General features: G+C 65.0%; 27 protein-coding genes. 14 read left to right on the top strand and 13 right to left on the bottom strand.

Going from position 1 to position 25,370, the window contains the following annotated elements:
- Positions 1-290: 290 nt before the first annotated feature.
- The 4 genes from sppA (at position 291) to lhpI (ending at position 3,156) form a co-directional block, all read left to right on the top strand.
- Positions 291-1,244: a signal peptide peptidase SppA gene (sppA, locus tag AC4FWB_RS10090; RefSeq protein ID WP_491025847.1), complete on the top strand. Its 954-nt coding sequence runs from the start codon at positions 291-293 to the stop codon at positions 1,242-1,244.
- Between the two features lie 77 nt (positions 1,245-1,321).
- Entirely contained in the window at positions 1,322-1,606 is a 285-nt protein-coding gene (locus AC4FWB_RS10085) for an integration host factor subunit beta (protein WP_027165368.1), read from the top strand.
- A 162-nt stretch (positions 1,607-1,768) separates the two neighbouring features.
- The gene (locus AC4FWB_RS10080; protein WP_491025846.1) at positions 1,769-2,101 is read left to right on the top strand and encodes a LapA family protein; all 333 of its coding nucleotides are present in this window, start codon (positions 1,769-1,771) and stop codon (positions 2,099-2,101) included.
- A gap of 92 nt (positions 2,102-2,193) precedes the next feature.
- A complete protein-coding gene (gene lhpI / locus AC4FWB_RS10075; RefSeq protein WP_491025845.1) occupies positions 2,194-3,156 on the top strand; it encodes a bifunctional Delta(1)-pyrroline-2-carboxylate/Delta(1)-piperideine-2-carboxylate reductase in 963 nt (320 codons plus the stop codon).
- On the opposite strand, the gene AC4FWB_RS10070 is transcribed toward lhpI, so the two are convergent.
- From AC4FWB_RS10070 to AC4FWB_RS10060, 3 genes are all read right to left on the bottom strand, one after another.
- Positions 3,149-3,586: an EVE domain-containing protein gene (locus AC4FWB_RS10070; protein WP_491025844.1), complete on the bottom strand. Its 438-nt coding sequence runs from the start codon at positions 3,584-3,586 to the stop codon at positions 3,149-3,151. The genes lhpI and AC4FWB_RS10070 overlap by 8 nt on opposite strands.
- Positions 3,583-3,963: a VOC family protein gene (locus AC4FWB_RS10065; protein WP_491025843.1), complete on the bottom strand. Its 381-nt coding sequence runs from the start codon at positions 3,961-3,963 to the stop codon at positions 3,583-3,585. Before AC4FWB_RS10065 ends, AC4FWB_RS10070 begins: the two co-directional genes overlap by 4 nt.
- A gap of 70 nt (positions 3,964-4,033) precedes the next feature.
- Complete coding sequence (locus AC4FWB_RS10060; protein WP_491025842.1) at positions 4,034-4,744, bottom strand: helix-turn-helix transcriptional regulator; 711 nt, start codon at positions 4,742-4,744, stop codon at positions 4,034-4,036.
- A 124-nt stretch (positions 4,745-4,868) separates the two neighbouring features.
- Here AC4FWB_RS10060 and AC4FWB_RS10055 point away from each other — a divergent pair, with 124 nt between their 5' ends.
- The 6 genes from AC4FWB_RS10055 (at position 4,869) to olsB (ending at position 11,877) form a co-directional block, all read left to right on the top strand.
- A complete protein-coding gene (locus AC4FWB_RS10055) occupies positions 4,869-5,915 on the top strand; it encodes an RsmD family RNA methyltransferase (protein WP_491025841.1) in 1,047 nt (348 codons plus the stop codon).
- A gap of 1 nt (position 5,916) precedes the next feature.
- Positions 5,917-6,777, top strand: coding sequence for a TrmH family RNA methyltransferase (locus AC4FWB_RS10050; protein ID WP_491025840.1), 861 nt, complete (start codon positions 5,917-5,919; stop codon positions 6,775-6,777).
- 10 nt (positions 6,778-6,787) lie between these two features.
- Positions 6,788-7,276, top strand: coding sequence for a signal peptidase II (gene lspA / locus AC4FWB_RS10045; RefSeq protein ID WP_491025839.1), 489 nt, complete (start codon positions 6,788-6,790; stop codon positions 7,274-7,276).
- A 113-nt stretch (positions 7,277-7,389) separates the two neighbouring features.
- Positions 7,390-8,379 carry an acrylyl-CoA reductase (NADPH) gene (gene acuI, locus AC4FWB_RS10040; RefSeq protein WP_491025838.1) on the top strand — a complete coding sequence of 330 codons (990 nt, stop codon included), beginning with the start codon at positions 7,390-7,392 and terminating at the stop codon, positions 8,377-8,379.
- Between the two features lie 146 nt (positions 8,380-8,525).
- Positions 8,526-10,805 carry a PAS domain-containing sensor histidine kinase gene (locus AC4FWB_RS10035; protein WP_491025837.1) on the top strand — a complete coding sequence of 760 codons (2,280 nt, stop codon included), beginning with the start codon at positions 8,526-8,528 and terminating at the stop codon, positions 10,803-10,805.
- 199 nt (positions 10,806-11,004) lie between these two features.
- Positions 11,005-11,877, top strand: coding sequence for a l-ornithine N(alpha)-acyltransferase (gene olsB / locus AC4FWB_RS10030; RefSeq protein WP_491025899.1), 873 nt, complete (start codon positions 11,005-11,007; stop codon positions 11,875-11,877).
- Positions 11,878-11,982: 105 nt separating this feature from the next.
- Here olsB and AC4FWB_RS10025 read toward each other — a convergent pair whose 3' ends face one another.
- Together AC4FWB_RS10025 and grpE are read right to left on the bottom strand one after the other, a co-directional pair.
- Entirely contained in the window at positions 11,983-12,615 is a 633-nt protein-coding gene (locus AC4FWB_RS10025) for a trimeric intracellular cation channel family protein (protein WP_491025898.1), read from the bottom strand.
- 128 nt (positions 12,616-12,743) lie between these two features.
- Positions 12,744-13,394, bottom strand: coding sequence for a nucleotide exchange factor GrpE (gene grpE, locus AC4FWB_RS10020; protein ID WP_491025836.1), 651 nt, complete (start codon positions 13,392-13,394; stop codon positions 12,744-12,746).
- Between the two features lie 216 nt (positions 13,395-13,610).
- On the opposite strand from grpE, the gene AC4FWB_RS10015 reads away from it, so the two are divergent.
- Entirely contained in the window at positions 13,611-13,811 is a 201-nt protein-coding gene (locus tag AC4FWB_RS10015) for a hypothetical protein (RefSeq protein WP_491025835.1), read from the top strand.
- Between the two features lie 54 nt (positions 13,812-13,865).
- On the opposite strand, the gene AC4FWB_RS10010 is transcribed toward AC4FWB_RS10015, so the two are convergent.
- The 6 genes from AC4FWB_RS10010 to cysG form a co-directional block, all read right to left on the bottom strand.
- Positions 13,866-14,486 (bottom strand): DJ-1/PfpI family protein, encoded by a 621-nt coding sequence (locus tag AC4FWB_RS10010; RefSeq protein ID WP_491025834.1) that lies wholly within the window; start codon positions 14,484-14,486, stop codon positions 13,866-13,868.
- A 221-nt stretch (positions 14,487-14,707) separates the two neighbouring features.
- Positions 14,708-15,241, bottom strand: a complete 534-nt coding sequence (locus AC4FWB_RS10005; protein WP_491025833.1) for a DUF934 domain-containing protein — start codon at positions 15,239-15,241, stop codon at positions 14,708-14,710.
- Between the two features lie 171 nt (positions 15,242-15,412).
- Positions 15,413-16,177, bottom strand: coding sequence for a phosphoadenylyl-sulfate reductase (locus AC4FWB_RS10000; protein WP_491025832.1), 765 nt, complete (start codon positions 16,175-16,177; stop codon positions 15,413-15,415).
- Positions 16,152-17,822 (bottom strand): nitrite/sulfite reductase, encoded by a 1,671-nt coding sequence (locus tag AC4FWB_RS09995; RefSeq protein ID WP_491025831.1) that lies wholly within the window; start codon positions 17,820-17,822, stop codon positions 16,152-16,154. The genes AC4FWB_RS10000 and AC4FWB_RS09995 overlap by 26 nt, the downstream gene beginning before the upstream one ends.
- Before the next feature lie 45 nt (positions 17,823-17,867).
- Entirely contained in the window at positions 17,868-18,173 is a 306-nt protein-coding gene (locus AC4FWB_RS09990; RefSeq protein ID WP_491025830.1) for a DUF2849 domain-containing protein, read from the bottom strand.
- On the bottom strand, positions 18,170-19,636 hold the full coding sequence (gene cysG, locus AC4FWB_RS09985; RefSeq protein WP_491025829.1) for a siroheme synthase CysG: 1,467 nt from the start codon (positions 19,634-19,636) through the stop codon (positions 18,170-18,172). Before cysG ends, AC4FWB_RS09990 begins: the two co-directional genes overlap by 4 nt.
- Before the next feature lie 431 nt (positions 19,637-20,067).
- On the opposite strand from cysG, the gene AC4FWB_RS09980 reads away from it, so the two are divergent.
- Together AC4FWB_RS09980 and ybaL are read left to right on the top strand one after the other, a co-directional pair.
- Positions 20,068-20,505, top strand: a complete 438-nt coding sequence (locus AC4FWB_RS09980) for a baeRF12 domain-containing protein (RefSeq protein WP_491025828.1) — start codon at positions 20,068-20,070, stop codon at positions 20,503-20,505.
- A gap of 218 nt (positions 20,506-20,723) precedes the next feature.
- Positions 20,724-22,505, top strand: coding sequence for a YbaL family putative K(+) efflux transporter (gene ybaL, locus AC4FWB_RS09975; RefSeq protein WP_491025827.1), 1,782 nt, complete (start codon positions 20,724-20,726; stop codon positions 22,503-22,505).
- Positions 22,506-22,548: 43 nt separating this feature from the next.
- Here the strand turns inward: ybaL and AC4FWB_RS09970 are convergent, their stop codons facing one another.
- The gene (locus AC4FWB_RS09970) at positions 22,549-23,355 is read right to left on the bottom strand and encodes an AraC family transcriptional regulator (RefSeq protein ID WP_491025826.1); all 807 of its coding nucleotides are present in this window, start codon (positions 23,353-23,355) and stop codon (positions 22,549-22,551) included.
- A 131-nt stretch (positions 23,356-23,486) separates the two neighbouring features.
- Here AC4FWB_RS09970 and AC4FWB_RS09965 point away from each other — a divergent pair, with 131 nt between their 5' ends.
- Positions 23,487-24,407 (top strand): zinc-binding dehydrogenase, encoded by a 921-nt coding sequence (locus AC4FWB_RS09965; RefSeq protein WP_491025825.1) that lies wholly within the window; start codon positions 23,487-23,489, stop codon positions 24,405-24,407.
- 18 nt (positions 24,408-24,425) lie between these two features.
- Here the strand turns inward: AC4FWB_RS09965 and AC4FWB_RS09960 are convergent, their stop codons facing one another.
- Positions 24,426-25,175 (bottom strand): SDR family NAD(P)-dependent oxidoreductase, encoded by a 750-nt coding sequence (locus tag AC4FWB_RS09960; protein WP_491025824.1) that lies wholly within the window; start codon positions 25,173-25,175, stop codon positions 24,426-24,428.
- Positions 25,176-25,370: the final 195 nt, after the last annotated feature.

Below are 25,370 nucleotides of genomic sequence, written 5' to 3'. Positions count from 1 at the left end.
TTTTCTAATGAGCCCTTGCCCGCCAAACACCGCCTATAGGTGGTATGCCGGCCCCCGCAAGCAAGCACAAGCGGAGGAAAACTGCAAAAATGTGACGGCTACTACCGCACGACTAGGACGAATTCGGCTGAACTGCCAGCCCTTCATAGCAGATAGGGGCCGGCTGCGTTAATTTTTCGTGAGGTCATCTCCAGCATCCGATCGTCCGCGCCGGAGTTCTCATGAAACGGTAGCCGCGCGCGGAGGCTTGCTTTAAAAGCGTCCTTTCCCACCGACCCATGAGGCTGACGATGGCAATGAGAGCCGACGACCTGATCGACCGCCGCCGCTTGCGCCGCAAGCTGACGTTCTGGCGCGTCGCTGCGTTTGTGGTTCTGGCGGCGGCGCTGATCGCCTTTTCGGCATGGATCTACGGTGAGGATTTCACCGGCCAAGCGGTCGACCATATCGCCAAGGTCAAGATCGAGGGCACCATCACCGAGGACGAGGAGCTGATCAAAAGGCTGGAGACGATCCGCAAGTCCGCGACGGTGAAGGGCGTCATCCTGTCGGTCGATTCGCCCGGAGGCACCACGGTCGGCGGCGAGTCGATCTATGAGGAAGTGCGCAAGCTTGCCGGCGACAAGCCGGTGGTGGCCGAGGTCGGCACGCTGGCGGCGTCCGCCGGCTACATGATCGCCAGCGCGGCCGACCACATCGTTGCCCGCAAGACCTCGATCGTCGGCTCGATCGGCGTGCTGATCCAGTATCCCGACGTCAGCGGCCTGATGGATAAGCTCGGCATCAAGCTCGAGGAGGTGAAATCCTCGCCGCTCAAGGCTTCGCCCTCGCCCTTCAAGCCGACCAACGACGACGAGCGCGCCATGGTGCGCAAGCTGATCCTCGACAGCTATGACTGGTTCGTCGGCATCGTCGCCGAGCGGCGCAAAATGACGCATGAGCAGGCGCAGGCGCTGGCCGACGGTTCGATCTTCACCGGCCGCCAGGCGCTCGGCAACCACCTGGTCGACGCGGTCGGCGGCGAGACCGAGGCGATCGACTGGCTGGCGACCAAGGGCGTCGACAGCAAGCTCAAGGTCGTCGAATGGAAGAGCACAGAGGGGCGCAGCTACCTGTTCTCGAGGAGCATGACCAAGGCCATCGCCAATGCGCTCGGCCTGCCCGACGCCGGCGGCGACGTCATTCACGAACTTGGCGCCGACCGCTTGTTTCTTGACGGTCTCGTTTCGGTCTGGCACCCTTGACATGCTGTTGGAGCCAGCCAAAAAAGCAATAAAATCATCCTGATAATTTGACCGCAGTGGTTACGGGGAACGTTCTCATGATCAAATCCGAACTTGTGCAGATCATTGCTGCGCGCAACCCTCATCTTTTCCTGCGCGACGTGGAAAACATCGTCGGCGCGATCTTTGACGAGATCACCGACGCGCTTGCCGAAGGCAACAGGGTCGAGCTGCGCGGTTTCGGCGCCTTTTCGGTGAAAAACCGCCCTGCCCGCACCGGCCGCAATCCGCGCACCGGCGAGTCCGTCGAGGTCGAGGAGAAGTGGGTGCCGTTCTTCAAGACCGGCAAGGAGTTGCGCGAAAGGCTGAACGGCGGCAAATAGGCGCCGCCGGCGGATCGAAACGACGTCCCGGCGCTTGAAGCATGTCTCCCGAAAGTGGGAACCGGTTTCGGGGCAAAGACATGTGTAAAATCAAAAACCTAAGCGCAGAGCGAACTCGAAAGATCGCGATGCGCTTTTATGCCGCCTCTCCATGGAGACCTGATGTTTAATCGCTTCATGCTCGTCGTGGTCCTCGTGCCGCTGGCCGTCATCCTGATTGCGCTCGCCGTCGCCAACCGCGGACCGGTCGCCTTCACGCTCGACCCGTTCCATCCGGGCAATCCGGCGCTGACGCTGAATTTGCCGCTTTTCATCTTCCTGTTCCTGGCTTTGGCCATCGGCATGATCGTCGGCAGCTTGGCGACCTGGGTGAAGCAGGGCCGCTACCGCAAGCTCGCGCGCCAGCGCGGCATCGAGGCCGAGAACCTGCGCCAGGCGGTGAGCCGCGCGCCGGCGGCGCCTAAGGGACCAGCGCTGCCCAAGCCGACGAACTAGGGCAATTCGAGGAAAGTAGAGGGGCGGTTTTCCCTCCGGAATTGCGCAAAAAACAAATAGTCTAGCAGCGCCTCGCTTTCACGGAGTTCTCCATGCTGACCATCTCGGCCGCCGAGGTCGATCAGGCGCTCACCTTTCCAGGGCTGGTCGAGACGCTGCGCACGGCCTTCCGCGACGGTGCGGTGCAGCCGGTGCGTCATCACCACGCCGTCGAGCGCCCGGATGGCGCCGCCTCGACACTGCTATTGATGCCGGCCTGGACCGACTTCAACGCCGCCGGCAGCTCGGCCGGTGGCCATATCGGCGTCAAGATCGTCACCGTGTCGCCGGACAACAACGCCATCGGCAAGCCGGCGGTGATGGGCCTCTATCTGTTGCTTGACGGTGTGACCGGTGAACCGCAAGCGCTGATCGACGGCCAGCGGCTGACACAATGGCGCACCGCTTGCGCCTCGGCGCTCGCGGTATCCTACCTTGCCCGCGAGGATGCGTCGCGGCTGCTGGTGATCGGCGCCGGCGCGCTGTCGTCCTTCCTCGCCAAGGCGCACTCGGCGGTGCGACCGATCAAATCCATCCGCATCTGGAACCGCACGCCGGCCAATGCCGAAAAGGTGGCAAGCGCGCTCCGCGCCGAAGGCCTCCCGGCCAGCGCTGCTGGCGATCTCGAAGCCGAGCTTGGCGAGGCCGACATCGTCTCCTCGGCGACGATCTCGACCACGCCGCTGATCAAGGGCGCGTTGCTGAAGCCGGGCACCCATGTCGATCTGGTCGGCGGCTTCACACCGGAGATGCGCGAGAGCGACGACGACGCCATCGTCCGCGCGCGTGTCTATGTCGACACCCGCGCCGGCGCCACCAAGGAGGCAGGCGACATCGTCCAGCCATTGGCCTCCGGCGTGCTGAAGCCGGAAGCGATCGTCGCCGACCTGCACGAATTGGCGCGCGGCGAGAAACAGGGCCGGCAGGACGACGGCGAGATCACGCTGTTCAAGTCTGTCGGCGCCGCCCTCGAAGACCTCGCCGCCGGCATCGCGGTCTACGAGGCGCTCAAATAGCCGGCATCACCAACTTCGCTCCCATTGCCTCGGCGATCAGACGAAAGTCATGTTCGCTGACCTCGAACAGGCCGAAACGAAGCTGATAGCCCGAGTTCGGTTTGCCGGCGGTAAAGTCCAGCCGGTCGAGCATCGGCTTGATCGGAGCGTCCCTGGCACCTGCCCAGTCGACGTCGCGCCGCGACGGCGTGAAGCCGCCACCCATCTCGCCCCGGTAGATTTCGCCATGCCGCACGGTGCCTATTGCCGTGAAGGACTGCAACCCGTCCTTCTCGCCGAGCACTGTGCTCGGCGAGTAGTAGACGATACCGTCGCCCGGCTTGATGCGGCGCAGCGGCGCCGCCTTGCCATGGTTGACCTGCATGAAGCCGGCTCGGCGGCCGATCCGCACATGCTCGGCCGAAGCAACCGCGACCCAATAGGCGCTCATCCCTGTGCTCCATCGAAAGGCCAGTAGACGCGCAGGCGGTGATTGTCGGGATCGAGCGCGACGAAGGTGCGGCCGAAGTCGAGATCGACCGGCGACTGGAGTATCTTTAGCCCACGCTTCATCCAGTCGGCGTGCGTGGCGTCGACCGCAGCCGAATTCTCGACCGCAAGCACGAGCTCGCCGCCCCCGCCAGCAGCGGCGGCCGCCGGCTCCACGGTGTGGCGCGACCAGAGGCCGAGCTTGAAACCCTTGTCGAGCACGAACATGACGAAGGTCGGCGAGGCCTCGACCGGCTCGCGCCCGAGCAGCGAAGCGTAGAACGCACCGCTCCGCTCGGGGTTGTCGACGTAGAGGATGACGAAATTGGGCGTAGCCATATCAAATCTCCAAGCTGTTTGAACCTTGGTGATCTTAGGCGATACCACTGTCAGATTCTGGCAGCAGCATTCAGCCCGCGGAATTCTTCGACGCGGTCTGGTCCGACTTGTCGAGCGTCGCCCGCCATTCCTTGAGCATTGCCTGGCGGCGGCGCGGATAGCGAATGTCGGTAGCAGTGAGACCCGACATGCGGTCGGCGCGAAAGTGGCGAAAATCCTGGCGCATCTCGCACCATGCGACCATCACCCGCACCTTGTCGAAGAAGCCGAGCGCGAACGGCCAGACCATGCGCTGCGACGCGGCGCCCCCGGCGTCGCGATAGAGGAAGCCGAGCTTGCGTTCGTCGCGGATCGCCTGCCGCACCACGCCGAGGTCGATCGCCTCGACGGTTCCCGAACCCGGCCCGACCAGCAGCGTCGTGGCGTCGAGATCCTCGCGCAGATCATCCGGCAGGACAGCCGCGATCTTGGACAGCGCGTCCGTCGCGGCCGCTGCCAACCGCTTGTCCGGCTGTTTGGCCACCCAGCGCGAGCCGAGCACGATCGCCTCGATCTCCTCGTCGGTGAACATCAGCGGCGGCAGCATGAAGCCGGGCTTCAGCACATAGCCCAACCCCGCTTCGCCCTCGATGGGCGCGCCCTGCCCCTGCAGCGTCGCGATATCGCGGTAGAGCGTGCGGATCGACACGCCCATTTCATCTGCAAGCGTGCGGCCGCTTACCGGCCGGCGGTGGCGGCGCAGGATCTGGATCAGGTCGAGCAGGCGTTCGGAGCGGGACATGATCGGAGATTTGCCCGTTTCTCTAGGCGAGGTCCATTGCATCGTGGCAGAACAGCGATGGACCATCTTGTTGCGAAGGCGGAGGCCCTATGCCAAAAGCGGCCTGCCGTTCCGGAGATTTTTCTTGAAGTCCTTTCGCGACCGACACCGCGACAACCGCACGCGCCAGCCCGCGAAACCCGGTCCCAGCCAGCCGCCGCGCGGAATTGGCGGCTCGCCCGCCGAGCGCCAGGAGCAGAAACCAGCGCCGCGTGTGCTTGCTCGCCGCGACGGCCCGCTGCCCGCCGAGCGCCTGCCGCTGATCCTCGAAGTCGCGCCCAACGCCGACTATGCGCTGCTGGACAGCGGCGCCGGCGAGAAGCTTGAACAGTACGGGCCTTACCGCATCGTGCGCCCGGAGGGCCAGGCGATCTGGCAGCGCGCGCTTCCCGCCAAGGAATGGGAGCGCGCCGACGCCATCTTTACCGGCGACACCGACGAGGAAGGCATCGGCCGCTGGCGTTTTCCAAAAACGCCGCTCGGCGAAACCTGGCCGATGAAGCATGACGGCATCGACTATCTCGGCCGCTTCACCTCGTTCCGCCATGTCGGCGTCTTCCCTGAGCAGGCCTCGCACTGGGACCATATGGCCGGGCTGATCGCGGCTGCCCGGCGTCCGGTGAAGGTGCTCAACCTGTTCGGCTATACCGGGCTTGCCTCGCTGGTGGCGGCGCGCGCAGGCGCCGAGGTCACCCATGTCGACGCCTCGAAGAAGGCGATCGGCTGGGCGCGCGAGAACCAGGAAATGGCCGGCCTTTCCGACAAGCCGATCCGCTGGATCGTCGAGGACGCGGTGAAATTCGCCGAGCGCGAGGAGCGCCGCGGCAGCCGCTACGACATCGTCCTGTTCGACCCGCCCGCTTATGGCCGCGGCCCCAAGGGCGAGGTCTGGCAATTGTTCGAGGACCTGCCGGGCCTCACCGACCTTTGCCGCTCGATCCTGACGCCGAAGCCGCTGGCCGTCGTTCTCACCGCCTACTCGATCCGCGCCTCCTTCTTCGCCATCCATGCCCTGATGCGCGACACCTTCGTCGGAATGGGCGGCACGGTCGAATCCGGTGAGCTGATCATCCGCGAGAAATCCGCCGGCCGCGCGCTCTCGACCTCGCTGTTCTCGCGCTGGGTGGCTTGAAATGGTCGCATATGACGGACACCGGCCGGTCGGCCAGGTCAAGGAAGTCACCAGCCTCGCCAATCCGCTGGTCAAGGACATCAAGGCGCTGGCGCTGAAGAAATTCCGCGACCAGCAGAACGCCTTCATGGCCGAAGGCTTGAAGCTGGTCATCGACGCGCTCGATCTCGGCTGGTCGATCAGGACGCTGGTCTTCGCCAAGGCAGGGCGCGGCAACGCGGCCGTCGAAAAAGTCGCGGCGCGCACGGTTGCCGCCGGCGGCACCGTGCTCGAAGTCTCGGAAAGGGTGCTCACCGCAATCACCCGCCGCGAAAACCCGCAAATGGTCGTGGGCGTCTTCGCGCAGCAGACGCTGCCGCTGAGGGACATCCGCGCCACGGACGGCGATGTCTGGGTCGCGCTCGACCGCGTGCGCGACCCCGGTAATCTCGGCACCGTCATCCGCACCGTCGATGCCGTCGGCGCCAAGGGCATCATCCTGGTCGGCGACACCACCGATCCGTTTTCGCTGGAGACGGTGCGCGCCACCATGGGCTCGATCTTCGCCGTGCCGGTCGCCAAGGCGACGGAGCAGGCCTTCCTCGCCTGGCGGCGCGACTTTCCGGGCCTTGTCGCCGGCACGCATCTGAAGGGCGCCGTCGACTACCGCTCGGTCGACTTCTCAAGGGGTCCGGTGCTGCTCTTGATGGGCAACGAGCAGCAAGGGCTGCCCGACAGCCTCGCCGAAAGCTGCGATCGGCTGCTCAGGATCCCGCAGGCCGGACGTGCCGATTCGCTCAACCTGGCGGTCGCCACCGGCGTGATGCTGTTCGAGATCCGGCGCGGCGCGTTGAAGCTCGACCCCGCCACCGACACGCGATGAGGACTGCCAAGTGAAATCCTGGTCCCCTTACGCCCTGCTGGTCGTCGCGGCAATCGCGCTCGACCAATGGATCAAGCAGCTGGTCGAGAACGGGCTCGCCTTTCAGGAAAAGGTCGATCTCCTGCCTTTCCTGGCGCTGTTTCGCACCTACAACACCGGCATCGCCTTCTCGATGTTCTCCTCCTTCGGCGACACCGGCCTGGTGATCATCGCCGCGCTCGTCGTCGCCTTCGTGCTCTATCTCGCCGTGCGCACGCCCGCCGGCCACATCATTGCCCGTATCGGCTTTGCCCTGATCGTCGGCGGCGCGCTGGGCAACCTGATCGACCGCGCTGTCCACGGCCACGTCATCGACTACATTCTGTTCCACACGCCCGTCTGGTCCTTCGCCGTGTTCAACCTCGCCGACGCCTTCATTTCCGTGGGCGCGGCACTGGTTGTCTTCGACGAACTGATCGGCTGGCGGCGGGAAACCGAGCCCCAGGACCGAGGCAATTGACCTCGCGCGGCCGCCGCCCCAAATTCGTTTCAGGGGCAAGTCCAGAAAAAGTGTGCCGCGGTTTTCCGTTCGCAATTGCATAAAGACAAATCGTTAGAACCGAGGAGACAAAAGTGCCCGATACCTTCAAAGCCATCCTCGTTTTACGCGACGCCGAAAAGAAGCAGTCGGTCGAAATTGTCGACCTCACCGAAGCCGACCTGATGGAGGGCGATGTCACCGTCGCCGTCGAGGCGACGACGGTGAACTACAAGGATGGGCTCGCCATCACCGGCAAGGCGCCGGTCGTGCGCCGCTGGCCGCTGGTGCCCGGCATCGATTTCGCCGGCACCGTCATTTCCTCTTCCCATGCCGACTGGCGAAAGGGCGACAAGGTGATCCTCAACGGCTGGGGTGTCGGCGAGACGCATTACGGCGCCTATGCCGGGCGCGCCCGCGTCAAGGGCGACTGGCTGGTGCCGCTGCCGGATGGCATGAGCCCGCACGATGCGATGGCCGTCGGCACCGCCGGCTATACGGCGATGCTCGCCGTCATGGCGCTGGAGCGGCACGGCATCGTGCCGGACCGCGGGCCGGTGGTGGTGACGGGCGCTGCCGGCGGCGTCGGCTCGGTCGCCATCTCGATCCTCTCCACCCTCGGCTACCATGTCGTCGCCTCCACCGGGCGCAATGCCGAAAGCCCCTATCTGATCGATCTCGGCGCGGCCGAGGTGATCTCGCGCGACGAGCTTAGCCAGCCGGCAAAGCCGCTGGCCAAGGAACGCTGGGCGGGCGGCGTCGACTCGGTCGGCACCCACACGCTGGCCAACGTGCTGTCGATGACGTCCTATGGCGGCGCGGTCGCCGCTTGCGGCCTGGCCGGCGGCATGGACCTGCCGACAAGCGTCGCCCCCTTCATCCTGCGCGGCGTCTCGCTGCTCGGCATCGATTCCGTCATGGCGCCGAAACCGGTCCGCCTCGAGGCATGGCGCCGCATCGGCGCCGACCTCGATTTGAAGAAGCTGTCGACCCTGTCGCGGTCGATCGGCTTCGACGGCATCATCGACGCCGCGCGGGACATCGTCCACGGCAAGATCAGGGGCCGCGTGGTCGTCGATATGTAGTGCGATTTCCAGGAAAAGTGTTCGGCGGTTTTCCGCCCGGAATTGCGCCAAAAACAGCCTAAAACCGCGTGAAATCGGCGCGGAAGACTAAAATTCGAACGATCCGCCGCAAGCTTCCATAATCTCTGTCTGGCAAGGTTTCCCGCATGTTCGCGGACTCCGACATCAGACAGGACAGCAAAGCCGCTGGCGGCGACGGGCTGGACGCCGGCGCGCCGAAACGGCAGGTGCTCGTCGCGCCGCCGCTGGTCCCTGCCTTGCAGGCGGACAGCCGTGAAGGCCTGCCCTTCCTGACAATCGTCGCCATCACCGTGCTGGCCGGGCTGGCGCATCTCACCGGAGCGCCGATCTTCATCACCGTCGGCCTACTGGCGACCGGCCTCGGCAGCATCGCCATGCATCTGCGCAACAGGAGGACGGAGCGCCGCACCGCGGCTCTTCTCGACGAGACCGCCGCCCGCAGCCGCGCCGAGATCGAGACGCTCGCCGACCGCATGTGGGAGATGCAGGAGAGCGAGGAGCGTTTTCGCGGCCTGATCGATGCGCTCGGCGATCTCGTCGTCCATCGCGACCGCGACGGCCACATCGTCTATGCCAACAAGGTGTTCGCCTCGCTTGTCGACACCGACCAGCGCGACCTTGCCGGCAAGACGCTTTCCGAGCTCGGCATAGATGTCGGCGTCGTGCCCGACGCCGCCTTCTCGGACCACGAATGCCTGAGCTCCACCGATGTCGCGGTCCGCACGCCGAACGGGCCGCGCTGGTTCTCCTGGATCGAGCTCTCGGTGCGCGACAAGGATACGGGCGCGGTGTCGCACCGGGCTATCGCGCGCGACATCACCGCCCGCAAGCGCGCCGAATCCTCGCTGATCACCGCCCGCGAGCGGGCCGAATATGCAAGCCAGGCCAAGTCGCGCTTCCTCGCCACCGTCAGCCACGAAATCCGCACGCCGATGAACGGCATCATGGGCATGGCGAAGCTGCTTGCCGACACCGACCTGTCGCCGGAGCAGCGCACCTATGTCGGCGCCGTCTCCACTTCCGCAAGCGCGCTGCTTGCGCTGATCGAGGACCTGCTCGACTATTCCAAGATCGAGGCCGGCCGCTTCGATCCCGAGCCGCAGCCGACCTCGCTACGCGAGATCGCCGACAACATCATCGAGCTGCTGGCGGCGAAAGCCTTCTCCAAGAACATCGGTCTCGGCTGCTACGTCGAGCCCGATGTGCCGCAGATGATCACCGCCGATCCCGGCCGCGTACGCCAGGTGCTGCTCAACCTCATCGGCAATGCCGTCAAGTTCACCGACGCCGGCGGCGTTCTGCTCACCGTCGCGCGCGCCCGCACCGAGAGCACCGACCGCATCTGCTTCACCATCGCCGACACGGGTCCGGGACTGCGCGAAGAGGACATGGAGCGCATCTTCGAGGAGTTCGAGCAGTCCGACGGCACCTCGACAAGGGTGCATGGCGGCGCCGGTCTCGGCCTTGCCATCTCCAAGCGGCTGGTGATCGCCATGGGCGGCGCGATCTCGGTTTCGAGCCGGCTCGGCGAAGGGTCCGAATTCGTCTTCGATATCCCCGCCACCGCGGCGACCGAGCCGCCGCCGCATCGCCACAACATCCTCTCGGACCGGCGCGCGGTGATCGTGTCCAAGAACGCGGTCGAGGCCGACGCCATCGCCCGCGCCATCCGCGCCCATGGCGGCGCGGTCGATATCGCCGCGACGCATGGCCAGGCCGCTTCGTTTGCCGCCGGCTGCAACGTGCTTCTGATCGATGCCGCGCTTGAAAACAGCGACGGCCGCTTGCTGAAGCGCCTGCGCGAGAGCGGCTTTGTCGATTGCGAGGCCATCACCCTGATCGCCCCGACCGATCGCGGCATGCTTGGCGAGTTCCGCGCCAACGGCTACGCGACATTCCTCGCCCGTCCGGTACGCGGCGAAACGCTGCTGCGTGTTCTGTTGACCGCCCAAGTGGCGGCGCCGGCCGAGCCGCGGCCGGAACCGCGCGGTGCCGCGTCCGCGCGCCGCCGCGACCAGGGCCTGTCCGTGCTGATCGCCGAGGACAATGACATCAACGCAATGCTTGCCCGCGCCACGCTGCTCAAGGCCGGGCATCGCGTCAAGATCGTCGGCAACGGCAAGGCCGCGGTCGAGGCCGTCACCGATGCCGGCCTCAAGCACCGTTTCGACGTGGTTCTGATGGACCTGCACATGCCGGTGATGGACGGGCTGGACGCGATCGCCGCCATCCGCCGCCATGAGGAAGCGCTTGCCGTGCCGCCGATCCCGATCATGGTTCTTTCGGCCGACAGCCAGGAAAAGACGCGCCACACCGTGCTGGCCCACGGCGCCAGCGGCTTCGTCACCAAGCCTCTCGACCCCGATGCGCTGGTCCAGGCCGTCGAAGGCCAGGTTGCGGCGTAACGATTTTTTTAGGTTTCGCGAACGCCTTGGATTGCTTGGCTTTCGCAGCCGTAACATAGCCGGTTGAAGGTATTGCCCAGCCGACGAAGTATTGCCGGGCTCGCCGTATCACGGTACTGTCACAATCCTGTTGCACCTACACCGTATCCCCGTGCCAAGAGGGATGGCTCGAAGGAGAGAATCACTCGTGCATACAGTCATGCCTGAATGCGACACTCGGCCGAACGCCAGCGCTTTGCTCGGCGCGCGTACCGCCGACGCTGTCGCAAGCGGCGCACCGCTGGGCCGTATCGGCAACCTTGAAGTGCGGCTCGCCCGCAACGGGGCCGAGATCGCCGCCGCCCAGGAAGTGCGCTACCGGGTATTCTATGACGAGCTTGGCGCGAGGAAGGATTTGTTCCAGGCGCAGGACCGGCGCGATGCCGACCGTTTCGACCCGCTCTGCGATCACCTTCTGGTGTTCGACACGTCGCTTCCCGGCCCCGAGCATCGCCGCATCGTCGGCACTTACCGCCTGTTACGCCAGGAGATCGCCACGGCCGCCGGCGGCTTCTACTCCGAGGGCGAGTTCGAGTTGACCAAGCTGGTCGCGCGCCATCCGGGCCAGCGCTTCCTGGAGCTCGGCCGTTCCTGCGTGCTGCCGGAATACCGTTCCAAGCGCACCATCGAGGCGCTCTGGCAAGGCATCTGGGCCTACATCAACCATTACGGCATCGGCGTGATGACCGGCTGCGCGTCCTTCCATGGCATCGTGCCGGCGGCCCATGCCGAGGCGCTGACCTATCTTGCCCATCACTGCCGCACCGACCAGGCCTGGGATGTGCGGGCGGTGGCCGGCCGCTACTGCTCGATGGACCTGATGCCGATCGAGGCCGTCAACGCCAAGGCGGCGATCGCCGCCATGCCGCCGCTGGTCAAAGGCTACCTGCGTGTCGGCGCCCGCATCGGCGACGGCTGCGTCATCGACCACGAATTCTCGACCGTCGATGTCTTCGTCGTCATGCCGGTCAACGAAATCGGCGCCCGCTACGTCAACTACTATGGCGGTGAAGGGCAGCGTTTCGCGGCTTGAGCCAGTGAGTAGTGAGTAGTGAGTAGTGAGTAGTGAGTAGTGAGTAGTGAACACATCACGGCTCGCGATTCTGTCACTACTGACTACTGACTATTCCCTACTCACTCACGGAATATCTTCCGGCCTCCGGCCGGGCCGGCTCTTATAGGCCGGGAACGACCAGCCGAATTTGAGCGCTCCCCCGCGTACCAGGAAAGCGGCCGCGAAGCCGAGCAGGCTGGATGAAAGCGCCGGCATGCCGACAAGGTCGCAAAGCGTGAAGATCGCCGCACCCGCAAGCGCCGCCGTGACATAGATCTCCGGTCTCAACAGCACGGAAGGCTCGCCGGCCAGCAGGTCGCGCAATATGCCGCCGAAGGTCGCGGTGAGCACTCCGGTGATGACCGACACGACCGGCGAGCCGGTGATCGCCAGGCCTTTTGCGGCCCCCATTACCGCAAAGGCGGCAAGCCCGATCGCATCGAGCCAGAGCAAGAGCTTGTAGCGGGATTCGACGCGATGGGCGCTGAAGAAGACAAGCACCGCCACGACGGCGCAGATCAGCACATAACCGCTATTGGCGACCCAGAACACCGGCAGGTTGAGGATGACGTCGCGAAGCGTTCCGCCGCCGATGCCGGTGACGCTGGCGAGAAACAGGAAGCCGATGATGTCGAGTTCTTTGCGCGACGCGGCAAGCGCGCCCGTCGCCGCGAAGACCGCGACGCCGGCATAGTCGAGCAGCTCGATGGGATTCAAAGGCATAAGGGAGTAGGGCAGTAAGGGAGTAGGGGAATAGGGAAAATTGAATAGCACAAGCCGAATGAATTGTACGGCTCTTCCCTACTCCCTTACTGCCTTACTGCCCTACTCCCTTACTCCCCTAATCACGCATCCTTCTCAGCCTGCTCATTGACCGGGCCCGGCTCGACCGCCGCCTCGGTCGCGGCGGCCTTCGGGCCGCCCTTGGAGACGCCGACCATCGCGGGCCTCAAGACGCGCTCGCCGATCGAATAGCCGGGTTGCACGACCTGGACGACGGTGCCGGCCGGAACGTCGGCATTGGGCACCTCGAACATCGCCTGGTGGAAGTTCGGGTCGAACTTCTCGCCCTCGGGCGCGAGCTTCTTCACGCCGTGCCGCTCCAGCGCCGACAGCATGGCGCGCTCGGTGAGGTCGACGCCCTCGATCAGCGCCTTGAAGCCGGCATCGCCCGCGGCCTTGGCCTCGGCCGGAATGGCGTCCAGCGCGCGGCGCAGATTGTCCGACACCGACAGCATGTCGCGGGCGAAGTTGGCCACCGCGTAAGTGCGCGCGTCATGCACGTCGCGCGCGGTGCGGCGCCGCAGGTTCTCCATTTCGGCCGCGACGCGCAGCGCGCGGTCCTTCAGTTCCTCGTTTTCCTTCAGCAGCCGCACAAGCGCTTCATAATCGCCGTCGACGCCGCCTTCAGCACGTTCGGCGGAAGCCTGGGCACCGGAAGCCTGCGTGGCTTCGATTTCCTCGGGCGCGCGTTCGTCTTTTGCCTGGTCGCTCATCGCCGTTTCCCGTCATTCGGATTGGTTGGATTTGCGCCCGATATCGAGGTTTGAGGGCTAAAAATCAAGGGGCAAGCGCCACTGCCGACCATCCCGCGGTCATTCCAAATTAATTCAAATTTTACCGTACCGCACAGCTTTGCTTGCCTCTGTCGGCCGATGCGGGAACCATTGCCGGCTGGAGGAGTTTCGAAGCCGACACAGGATTTTGGGACTATGAGCGGCAACAACAGTGAAAGGCGCGCCAGACTCGCCAACGATATCAGGCGACAGGTTGGAAGCGAAGCGACCAACCGCCTCCTGCGCACACTGCCGGTATTTCGCCTGGAGAAAACGGTGCCCAAGCGGCTCACGGATCTGCTCGACCGTCTGGATGGGGCGGAAGCGGAACAGGTGGGCGGCGAGCGGCGCCGATAGTCGCGCTGCTCCGCGCCTCCCCAATAACGTTCCGCAGTGTCGTGGCGGAAAGAACTAGGCCGCCTTGCGCTCGTCGCGCATAAGCGCTTCGCCATGGCGGATTTCGGTGCCGAGCACTTTCAGGCACTCCCGCATGAAAGCGGCAAGCCCCGGCCAACCCTTGGCTGACACCAGATTGCCGTCGACATGCGCGCCGGTCGGCGCAACATCGATATAGGTGCCGCCGGCGAGCGTCACCTCGGGTTCGCAATACTGCAGCGCCGCGACTTCCCTGCCCCGCACCACACCGTCGACGGCGATCAGGATCTGCACGCCGTGGCAGATGGTGAAGATCGGCTTGCCGGTTTCGTGGAAATGCCTGACCAGCGCCTGCACGCGCTTGTCGATGCGAATGTATTCCGGCCCGCGCCCGCCGGCCGCGTAGACCGCATCGTAATCCGCGGGATTCACATCGGCGAAGGTCTTGTTGAGGATGTGATCGTGGCCGAGCTTTTCGGTATAGGTCTGGTGGCCTTCGAAGTCGTGCAGCGACGTCTTCAGCACATCGCCGGCCTTCTTGTCCGGGCAGACGACATGGACGGTGTGGCCGACCGCATGCATGGCCTGCTCAAAGGCGAAAATCTCGTATTCCTCGCTGAACTCGCCGACGAGCATCAATATCTTCTTGCCTGCCATGTCGATTCCTCCCTTTGTCAGCTATTTATTTCGAGGCGCGAAATAATAAACCAATCCTAAGGGCAACACGGCGGAAGGGGAAGTGAAAATCGCGCAAGTGGTCCGGCCAGATCGGCGACGGACTTCCCACTTCCGCTCATTGCAACGCCAGGCAACCGGGAAAATCCGCAGCCTTGGTCCGACCAGGCCGGCCCGAAACGAACCAGCATGCCGTCATGCCGTCAGCCCGGGCGCTTGCGCCGCCAGGAATATTTCGGGCCCTTGGCTTCCGGCTCCACGGCCGGCTGATAGTAGACCGGCAGGCCGCCGGTGCGCCCTTCCTCCAGCCGCTTCAACAGCACCGGATTGGAAACCTCGAACTCGTCGAAGCCGAGCCGCAGCATATGCGGCAGCTGGTCGACCAGCACCTGCCCCGTGGCGCGCACCGCACCCTTGAAGTTGTGCCGGGCGCGCAGCAGCTCGCCCTTGGAGAAGGAGCGGCCGTCATTGAACGCCGGAAAGGCCAGCGCCACCAGCGACAACTGGTCGAGCAGGCCGACGATCTTGTCGAGTTCATCACCGGGAAGCAAGAGCACGCCGATGCGCTCCTTGGCCGACTTGCGGGTCTCGTCATCGAGCGCGAGGAAGGCCTGCAGCGGCAGAATGAAGCGGCCATTGCCGGCAAGCGCCTCGGCGCTTTCGGCGTGGGTCCAGTCATCCTCCCGAAAACCCTTCGGGGTCCAGAGGCGGGTACCTGGTATCGTCGATTCAGTCATCAAAATTCCTAAAGCCCCAAAGATTCCAAGGATATGCCGCTATTCAGGTCAGGCCGAGTCGAAAATGGTGGCTTCCGAGAACCGGAGCGGAGCGTACTTGAAGTACGCGAGCACCGGAAGCGCAGGAAGCTGCCATTTGCAGGCCGGCCTCACCTGAATATCGGCGTATCCTTAAAGTGAGGCGTCGGTCAGCGACTTTTCCAGTCCCGACAGATGGATGCCGCACTCGGTCTTGGCGTGCCCTGCCCAGCGGCCGCTGCGCGCATCCTCGCCGGGCTGTACCGGCTGCGTGCATGGGAAGCAGCCGATCGAGAGATAGCCATAGGCGACCAGTGGATTTTCGCGCAGCGCATGCGCGCGCATGTAGTCGGCCTGGTCCGACGTCGTCCAGCGCGCGAGCGGATTGATGCGGATGCGCGAGCCGACCGCCTCGAAGACCGGAAGTGCCGCGCGCGTCGAAGCCTGGAAACGCTTGCGTCCGGTGAACCAGGCGCGGAACGGCTCGACGCCGCGCGCCAGAGGCTCGACCTTGCGCACGTTGCAGCAGGCGTCGGTGTCGGTCTCATGCAGCCTGCCGGTCGGATCGACGCGTTCGAGCGCGGCTTCCTCCGGCTTGATCACCCTGACATCAGTCAGGCCGAAATCGGCGACCAGCGCGTCGCGGTAGCCCAGCGTTTCCTCGAAATGCTTGCCGGTATCGAGGAAGATCACCGGCAGGGTGCGGTCGATCTCCGAAATCATGTGCAACAGCACTGCCGAATCCGCGCCGAAGGACGACACGGCGGCGACCTCGCCGCGGAAGGATTCGCGCACCGAGCGTTCGATGATCTCGATCGGCTTCAGATGGCCAAGCAGCGCGTCGAGCCCCGCCGCTTCCGCGGCAACGCCGGCCTCGACGCCGCCCACCCGGTCAAGCGGCCTTGGTTTCGCCAGCATAGAGCGCCTCCTTGAACGGCGCGGGACCGACACGGCGGTAAGCGTCGATAAAACGTTCATCGGGACTGAGCCGAAGGCCGAGATAGGTATCGACGATCTGCTCGATGGCATCGGTGATCTCTTCCGAGGAGAAGCCGCGGCCGATGATCTCGCCGACCGACGTGTTTTCGTCCGCCGAGCCGCCGAGGGTAACCTGGTAGAGCTCGGAGCCTTTCTTCTCGACGCCGAGAATGCCGATATGGCCGACATGGTGGTGGCCGCAGGCATTGATGCAGCCTGAGATCTTCAGCTTCAGCTCGCCGATCTCGCGCTGCCGCTCCAGCGAAGCGAAGCGGCGCGAGATTTCCTGCGCGACCGGGATGGAGCGCGCCGTAGCCAGCGCGCAATAGTCGAGGCCCGGGCAGGAAATGATGTCGCTGATCAGATTGGAATTGGCCGTCGCAAGACCAATCTCGACCAGTGCGTCATAAACCGTCTTGAGGTCGGCGCGGGCCACATGCGGCAGGATCAGGTTCTGCTCGTGGCTGACGCGCAGCTCGTCGAAAGCGTATTTCTCGGCGATGTCGGCAACCGCTTCCATCTGACTGTCGGTGGCGTCGCCGGGCACCTCGCCGATGCCCTTCAGCGAGATCGTCACCGCCGCATAGTCGGGGTGGCGATGGGTCACCACATTCTGGTCGAGCCATTCCGAGAAGCTTTTGGAATCGAGCCGCGCCTGCTTCACGAGCGCGTCGCCTTCCGGCCGGTTCGGCAATGCCGGCGGCGCGAAATAGGCGTTGATGGCCTGGATGTCGGCTTCCGGCAGCTTGAGCTCGGCGTCCTTCAGCTCCAGCCATTCGGCCTCGATCTGGCGCGTGATCTCTTCCTCGCCGGTCTCGTGGACCAGGATCTTGATGCGCGCCTTGTACTTGTTGTCGCGGCGGCCGTAGAGGTTGTAAACGCGCAGGATCGCCGTGCAGTAGGAGAGAAGATCGGCTTCCGGCAGGAAGTCGCGGATCTTCTTCGCCACCATCGGCGTGCGGCCCTGGCCGCCGCCGACATAGACGGCGAAGCCGAGCTCGCCGGCCGCGTTCTTCTTCAAATGCAGGCCGATATCGTGCGTCTGGATGGCGGCGCGGTCGCGCTCCGCACCCGTCACCGCGATCTTGAACTTGCGCGGCAGGAACGAGAATTCCGGATGCACCGACGACCACTGGCGCAGGATTTCCGCATAGGGACGAGGGTCGGCGACCTCGTCGGCGGCGGCGCCCGCGAAATGGTCGGCGGTGACGTTGCGGATGCAGTTGCCGCTGGTCTGGATGGCGTGCATCTCGACGCTCGCCAGATCGGCGAGGATCGCCGGAATATCCGACAGCGCCGGCCAGTTGAACTGGATGTTCTGGCGCGTGGTGAAGTGGCCGTAGCCCTTGTCGTATTTGCGAGCGATGTGGCCGAGCATGCGCAACTGCCGGCTGTTCAGCGTGCCATAGGGCACGGCGATGCGCAGCATATAGGCGTGCAATTGCAGATAGACGCCGTTCATCAGCCTGAGCGGCCGGAACTGCTCCTCGGTGATCTCGCCGGACAGCCGGCGCTGCACCTGGTCGCTGAACTCGGCGACACGGGCCTCTACGAAATCGTGGTCGAACTCGTCGTAACGGTACATGCTTCGTCTTTCAGGGCGCGTCCGCCCGCTGCTTTCCTTGAACCCTCAGGCTGCCCGAACCGCTTCCGGGCTCGCCTGCTTGCCGATGTCGGTGCGGATCGTCGGGCCCGCGGCGCGGATCTTCTCGCGCAGCCGCACCGGCTCGACCAATCCATCGACCACGGTGACGTCGATCAGGTTGACGTCGACCACCTCGTTGTTGGCAGCGGCCACGGCGCCGATCGCTTCCAGACGGTCCTCCGCCGCCTTGTCATGGGCGATGTCGGCATGGCCGACCGTCTCCGCCCAGCCGCCGTCGGCGTACCAGACGGCAATGCCGTCGGAGAGCCTGTTTGCGGTCAGAACTTTCATTCCCGTACTCCTTCGGCGCCCGCAACGCTGGCTGCCTCTTCATGTCCTGTATCTTCGCGCCTGCGTGTCGCGAGCGGCTCGGACCGTTCGAAATTGGCGCCGGCGACCGCGTCGCCGATGATCGTCATCACCGGGCCGGTGAGATCGGCGCGCGCTTCCAGCGACGGCAGGTCGGCCAGCGTGCCGTGGAAACGGCGGCGGTTGCCGAGGCTGGCATTCTCGACGACGGCGACCGCGGTATCGGGCGACAGCCCGGCTTCGATCAGACGGCCGGCCACCTCGGCCGCTACGGAGCGGCCCATATAGACGGCGACGGTAGCGCCGGAGATGGCGAGCTTTGCCCAGTCGGGCAGCGAGTTGCCCTTGAGGTCGTGGCCGGTGGTGAACACCATCGAGGATGTCACGCCGCGCAGCGTCAGCGGCAGCTCGAAATCGGCGGCGGCGGCGAAGGCGGCGGTGACGCCCGGAACCACCTCATAGGCGACGCCGGCCTCGCGAAGCGCGGCCATCTCCTCGCCTGCCCGGCCGAACACCAGCGGATCGCCGGATTTCAGCCGCACCACGCGTTTGCCGGCGCGGCCGAGCTCGATGAGCAGCGCGTTGATCTCTTCCTGGCTCTTCGAATGGCAGCCCTTGCGCTTGCCGACGGGCAGGCGCTCGGCGTCGCGGCGGCCCATGGCGACGATCGCCTCCGGCACCAGCGCGTCATAGACGATCGCGTCCGCTTCCATCAGCAGCCGGTGGGCCCGCAGCGTCAACAGATCCTCCGCGCCCGGACCGGCGCCGACCAGCGCGATATGACCTGCGGTCAACGCGTTCGAAGCCAGAAGGTCGAGCGCCGCATCGTGCGCCCTGTCGAACTCTCCGGCTTCGATGGCCTTGGCCGGAGCGCCGGCGAAGAAATCGCTCCAGAAGCGGCGGCGGCGATTGCCCTTCGGCAGCCGCTCGGCCGCGGCACGGAACGACGCCGCCAAGGCCGCCAGCCGGCCGAGCGACGGCGACAGCATGCGGTCGATGCGCACGCGCAGCATTTGCGCGAGCACCGGGCCGGCGCCCTCGGTGCCGATGGCAATCACAACCGGCGCCCGGTTGACCAGCGCCGGGGTGAAGAAATCGCAGAGCTCCGGCCGGTCCACGGCGTTGACCGGGATGCCCAGCCGGCGCGCATCCTCGGCGACGCGGCGATCGAGCGCCTCATCGCCGCTGGCGGCGAACACCATGGCCGCGCCTTCGAGCTGCGCGGCGTCATAGGCGGCATCGATATGGATGGCGCCAGCGGTTGCGATGAATGCAAGCAGCTCCGCATCGGCATTGTCGGCAATGATGCGCAGCGAAGCGCTCGACTGCGCAAGCAGCCTCGCCTTGGCAAGCGCCTCCTCGCCGTTGCCGACGATGGCCACAGCTTCGCCGTCGACCCGCACGAAGACGGGGAAGGCGTTGAGCTTGGCATTGGCTGGCGACATGGCGATAAGCAATAGTTGAACAGTTTGGCAGTTTTACGCGGGCGCGGCAAAAACCAGAAGGCAAGCACTCGCGCATCGCTCGGAGGCAGGCAATCGCTTTTTCGCAACCGCGAAAGGCAGGAGAAAAAAATTCTACGCCTGAGCTTGAGGTGGCCAGACACCTCGCCGTCGCCCATTGATCCAGCATAATTTTTAGCGCTGCCCGGTCATGGCGGCAAAATAGTTTTTTCTAATTTCTACTAAGTTAGTAGATTAAAGCCGTACCCGCGCCGAGCGGCCGCTTGATGCGCCGTGCAAGGAGCGAGCGGGCAGTCACCGCTGACTGGAACAATCGCGCTCGGCGGCACGTTTGGCTAACGATCGCATCGCTGCCGGCAGATCGCATTTTGAAGCTCGGTCGGCAGGCCCGGAAGCTGAAAAGGAGGAGCGCTATGAGCATCAGGCTGAAACACGATCTTTGGGTCATCGTGGCTGACGGCGAAAAGGCGCTTTTCCTTCGCAACCAGGGCGATACCAAATATCCGGACCTGCAGGTCGTGCAGGAAATGGAACAGGAAAACCCGGCCACCCGGGAGCAAGGCACAGACAAGCCAGGCCGCTACGCTGAAGGGCCCCGCAGCGCTATTGAGGAGACCGACTGGCATCGCCTCGGCAAGGAACGTTTTGCTGACGATATTGCCAACCGGCTCTACAAGCTTGCGCATCGGGGTGACTTCCACGAGGTCGTGCTGATCGCTCCACCGCAGGTGCTCGGCGAGATGCGCCAGAAGCTGCACAAGGAGGTCTGCGACAAGGTGAGGGCGGAGATACCGAAGACGCTGACCAACCACACCATTCCCGAGATCGAGAAGCTGCTCCAGGCGGCCTGAGCCAGGCAGCGAGAGGCTATCGAACGCCATTGAGGTGATGCTGCGCGACCACCGCACGGCGGCCGGCTGCGGTTTTCGTCCTCCGGCGGCCTCCGGGGCGCCGATTTCAGCGCACCAGCGGTTGCATCACCACCGCTCTCCCCACCATATTGCGAAAGGCGACGGCCTCGGGCGGCGCTTATCCGACATCGCAGTTTCTGAAAGGCGCTCCATAGACCATGCCGCATGACACGCCCCTTATCGCCACCATCGTCGCCGGTTTGGGGCTTGCTTTCGTCTTCGGAGCATTGGCCAACCGTTTCCGCATCCCGCCGCTGGTCGGCTATCTCGTGGCCGGCGTGCTGGTCGGGCCGAACACGCCGGGCTTTGTCGCCGACGCCAGCCTCGCCAACGAACTCGCCGAGATCGGCGTCATCCTCTTGATGTTCGGCGTCGGCCTGCATTTCTCGCTGAAGGATCTTCTGTCGGTTCGCGCGATTGCCGTGCCCGGCGCCGTCGTGCAGATCGGCTTTGCCACGCTGCTCGGCGTTGGCCTCGCCTGGCTGCTCGGCTGGTCCTTGGGCGCCGGCCTGGTCTTCGGCCTGGCGCTTTCCGTCGCCTCGACCGTCGTGCTGCTGCGCGCGATGCAGGAGCGGCGGCTGATCGAGACCGAGCGCGGCCGCATCGCCGTCGGCTGGCTTATCGTCGAGGATCTGGCCATGGTGCTGGCGCTGGTGCTTTTGCCGGCGCTCGCCGGTGTGCTCGGCGGCCAGCCACAGGCCGACGACCATGCGAGCCTGCTCTCGCTGCCTGCCAGCTACGGCATATGGGGCGTGGTCGGCGTGACGCTGGCCAAGGTCGCCGCTTTCGTCGCCGTCATGCTGGTCGTCGGCCGCAGGGTCATCCCGTGGATCCTGCATTATGTCGCCCATACCGGCTCGCGCGAGCTGTTCCGGCTGTCGGTGCTGGCGATCGCGCTCGGCGTCGCTTTCGGCGCGGCAAAGCTGTTCGGCGTCTCGCTGGCGCTCGGCGCCTTCTTCGCCGGCATGATCATGAGCGAGTCCGAGCTCAGCCACCGCGCGGCCGAGGAATCGCTGCCGCTGCGCGATGCTTTCTCGGTGCTGTTCTTCGTCTCGGTCGGCATGCTGTTCGATCCGCTCAGCCTGATCAGCAACGGCCTGCCGATCCTGGCGACGCTTGCCATCATCGTCATCGGCAAATCGCTTGCCGCCTTCGTCATCGTCATCGCCTTCCGCTATCCGATCGCGACGGCGCTGATGATTTCGGCGAGCCTCGCCCAGATCGGCGAATTCTCCTTCATCCTGGCCGAGCTCGGGGTCGGGCTGAAGCTGTTGCCCGAGCAGGGCCGCGACCTGATTCTGGCCGGCGCCATCCTGTCGATCCTGCTCAATCCGTTGATGTTCCTCGTCGTCGACTGGATGAAGCCATGGCTGGAAGCGCGTGCCACCAAAGCAGCGCCTCCAGTCGAGGCAGGGCCGATCGGGCCGGCGACCGAGCCCGGCCAGGTGGCTTCGGTGGTGGCGGCTTCGGAAAAGGAAGACGGCCCGCCGCCGCGGACCGCGCTCGCCGATCATTCCATCCTGGTCGGCTACGGCCGCGTCGGCAGCCTCGTGGGTGCCGCGCTGAAGGAGGCCGCCCTGCCCTTCCTGGTCATCGAGGATGCGGACAAAACGCTTGCGAAGCTGAAGGCTGACGGCATCGAGACAGTCGCCGGCAACGCGGCCAATGCGGAGGTCTTTTCCGCCGCCAATCCGGAAGGCGCCAAGCGGCTGATCCTCGCCATTCCCAATGCCTTCGAGGCCGGGCAGGTCGTGCTTCGCGCCCGCGCCGCCAATCCCGGCATAAGCGTCATTGCCCGTGCCCATTCCGATGCCGAGGTCGAGCATCTAAAAGGCCTCGGTGCTGACACGGTGATCATGGGCGAGCGCGAGATCGCGCGCGGCATCGTCCAGGCGGTGACGGGCGCGGCTGTTGTGGAGCCGGTCAAGGCGGAGGCTTGAAACCAACTCTTCGCGTTGCCGATTTGCGCGGAGTGAGCGGCAGTCAGGCAACGAACGCGGAACCGCCGTTTTGCGCGATGTCGCTGAGATATTTCGCCGGCGGCTTGCCGAGCGCCTTCTTGAACATGGTGATGAAAGCGGTGACCGATTCATAGCCGAGATCGGCCGAAACCTGCTGCACGCTGGCGCCGGCGGCCAGCTCCCGTATTGCGACGATCAAATGCAATTGCTGGCGCCAGCGCCCGAAGCTCAGCCCTGTCTCCTTGACCACGAGACGGGCGAGGCTGCTCTCGCTCAGCGCAACGCGGCTGGCCCATTCCGCCAGGGTGCTGCGGTCGGCGGGATTGTCCGCCAGCGCTTCGGCGATCCGCCTCAAGCGCGGTTCGGACGAGATCGGCAGATGCAGCTGCTGGACAGGCATATGCGGCAGTTCGGCGAGCAGTATCCTTCCCAGGAAATCGCACCTCGCATCCTCCGGCGCGCAGTCCGACAGTTCGATGATCAGCTCGCGCAGCAGTGGCGAGATCGAAAGCGTGCAGCACCGGTCCGGCAGGTCGGCGGCGCCCGGCTCGATATAGACGAAGAAAATCCGCGCATTGGCCGTCGCGATATTGCTGTGTTCCATCCGGCTCGGCACCCACACCGCGCAATGCGGCGGCACCATCCAAAGCCCGCTCGGAACGCGGCAAGTTACGCTGCCGCCGAGCGCGAAGACGAGCTGCCCCTTGCGATGCCAGTGCTCGCGCACCTCGGCCCTTGTCTCGGTGACATCGACGCCAACGGCGATCGCCGGCGCCGCCACGTCGTCGACGTCGAAATCCAGCCAAGGCCAGCGGAGCGGCTGTCTCATGATTGATCTCTTTTAGCGATTTAACGCCATGACAGCTAAATTCTTCGCGCGAGGAAGTCGATAGGCTCCAGTTTCCGCATGCGGGCAACAGTTCGTGTGAGCGCCACGCAAACCACAGGAAGGCCCGACCCATGCTCGCCCTCGCTATATCTCCCGCCAGCCCCAACCGGCTGAAGCTCACCGAGGCCGACGAGCCAAACTGCAATGCGAATGAAGCATTGGTAGCCGTTCATGCAACGTCGTTGAATCGTGGCGAGCTGCGCCTGCTCAGCATACGCCCTGACGGGTGGATACCTGGCCAGGACATCGTTGGCATTGTCGACCGCGCAGCAGCCGATGGCTCCGGCCCAGTCGCAGGCACCCGGGTTGCGGCTTTGGTCGACCAGGCCGGCTGGGCCGAACGTGTCGCCGTTTCAACCGACCGTCTCGCCGTCCTGCCGGATGACGTCAGCTTCGTTTCCGCGGCCACGCTTCCGGTCGCGGGCACGACGGCGCTGAGGACCTTGCGCCATGGCGGTGACCTAACCGGCCAGCAGGTTCTCATCACCGGCGCAAGCGGCGCGGTCGGTCGTTTCCAGATCCAGATCGCCCGTCAGCAGGGCGGGCGCGTGACCGCGGTCGCCGCTGGCCGGCATAACGAGGATCTTCGTCGCCTGGGCGCCGAGCAGGTGGTCGAGGCGATCGAGCTGGCCGAGGGACCGTTTTCGCTGATCACCGAGTCGGTCGGCGGCGAAAGCCTCGCACGCGCGATCGAACGCGTCGCACCCGGCGGGACCATCGTCATGTTCGGTTCGAGCAGCGGCGAACTCACGCCCGTCGGATTCCGCCAGTTCGTTCCGGGTCACGAGGGGGCGCGGTTGCAGACTTTCGCCTACTACACGTCCGGTCCGGCCATTGGTACCGACATCGCCTCGCTGCTCGCCCTGGTCGCGGCCAACCGGCTGGAAACCCGCGTGGCCTTGACCGTGCCGTGGACGGACATCGCCCAAGCCCTGGACGCGCTGCGACGGCGCAGCATCAGCGGCAAGGCTGTTCTCACCATGACCGGATGAGCAGTCCTTAGCTTGGAATCACACGTGCTGGCCGCCATTGATGTGGATTTCCGAGCCGGTCACGTAGGAGGCCTGGCCCGAGCACAGGAAGAAGATGATGTCGGCGACTTCCGAGGTGGCGCCAAGGCGCCTGAGCGGGATCGTCTCGACTATTCTGTCGGTGCCGGGCGACAGGATCGCCGTGTCGATCTCGCCCGGCGCGATCGCGTTGACGCGGATGCCGTGCGGGCCGAAGTCATGCGCCATCTCGCGAGTCAGCGAGCCCAGTGCCGCTTTCGACGTCGCGTAAGCCGTGCCGGCGAACGGATGCACCCGGCTGCCGGCGATCGAGGTGACGTTGACGATCGAGCCCTTGGCCGCGGCGAGTTCCTTGAACAGGCCTCTCGCCAGCATGATCGGCGCGAAGAAATTGACCTGGAACACATCGCGCCAGACATGCATCGGCGTGTCGATCGAGTTCATCCGGCCGCCGTCCTTCAGCTTCGGCGAGATGCCGGCATTGTTGACCAGCGCGTGCAATTGCCCGCCATGCGCCTCCAGCCGATGCCGGATTTCCGAGACGGCAATGCCGACATCCTCCTGGTCTGCGAGATCGACCTTGATGTGGTCCTCAGGGCCGGCGGGCCACGGACAATCCTCGGCGAAGGCCTGGCGCGAGCAGGTGATGACGCGCCAGCCCTCACGCGAAAAGCGCTTCACCGTCGCATGGCCGATGCCGCGGCTGGCCCCGGTGAGCACGATGGTTTTTCTGCTGTCGATTTCGGCCATGGCTTGATCTCCGGCCGGACATGTAGCCGAAGGCGACTGTCATGGCGAGAGGCGAGTTGCCGGCTGGACCATGATCCCGAAAGCGGGATCAGGCTTTAGAGCAATTCCAGGAAAAGTGAGAAGCGGTTTTCCGTCCGGAATTGCGTAAGAAACAAAGAGATAGAGCGGATCGCTGTTTCCGCTAAACAGTGATCC

This window comes from Mesorhizobium sp. LEGMi-168a, assembly GCF_058312955.1.
The sequence above is the reverse complement of the archived record's forward strand: the minus strand, read 5'-3'. Positions and strand labels throughout refer to the sequence as shown.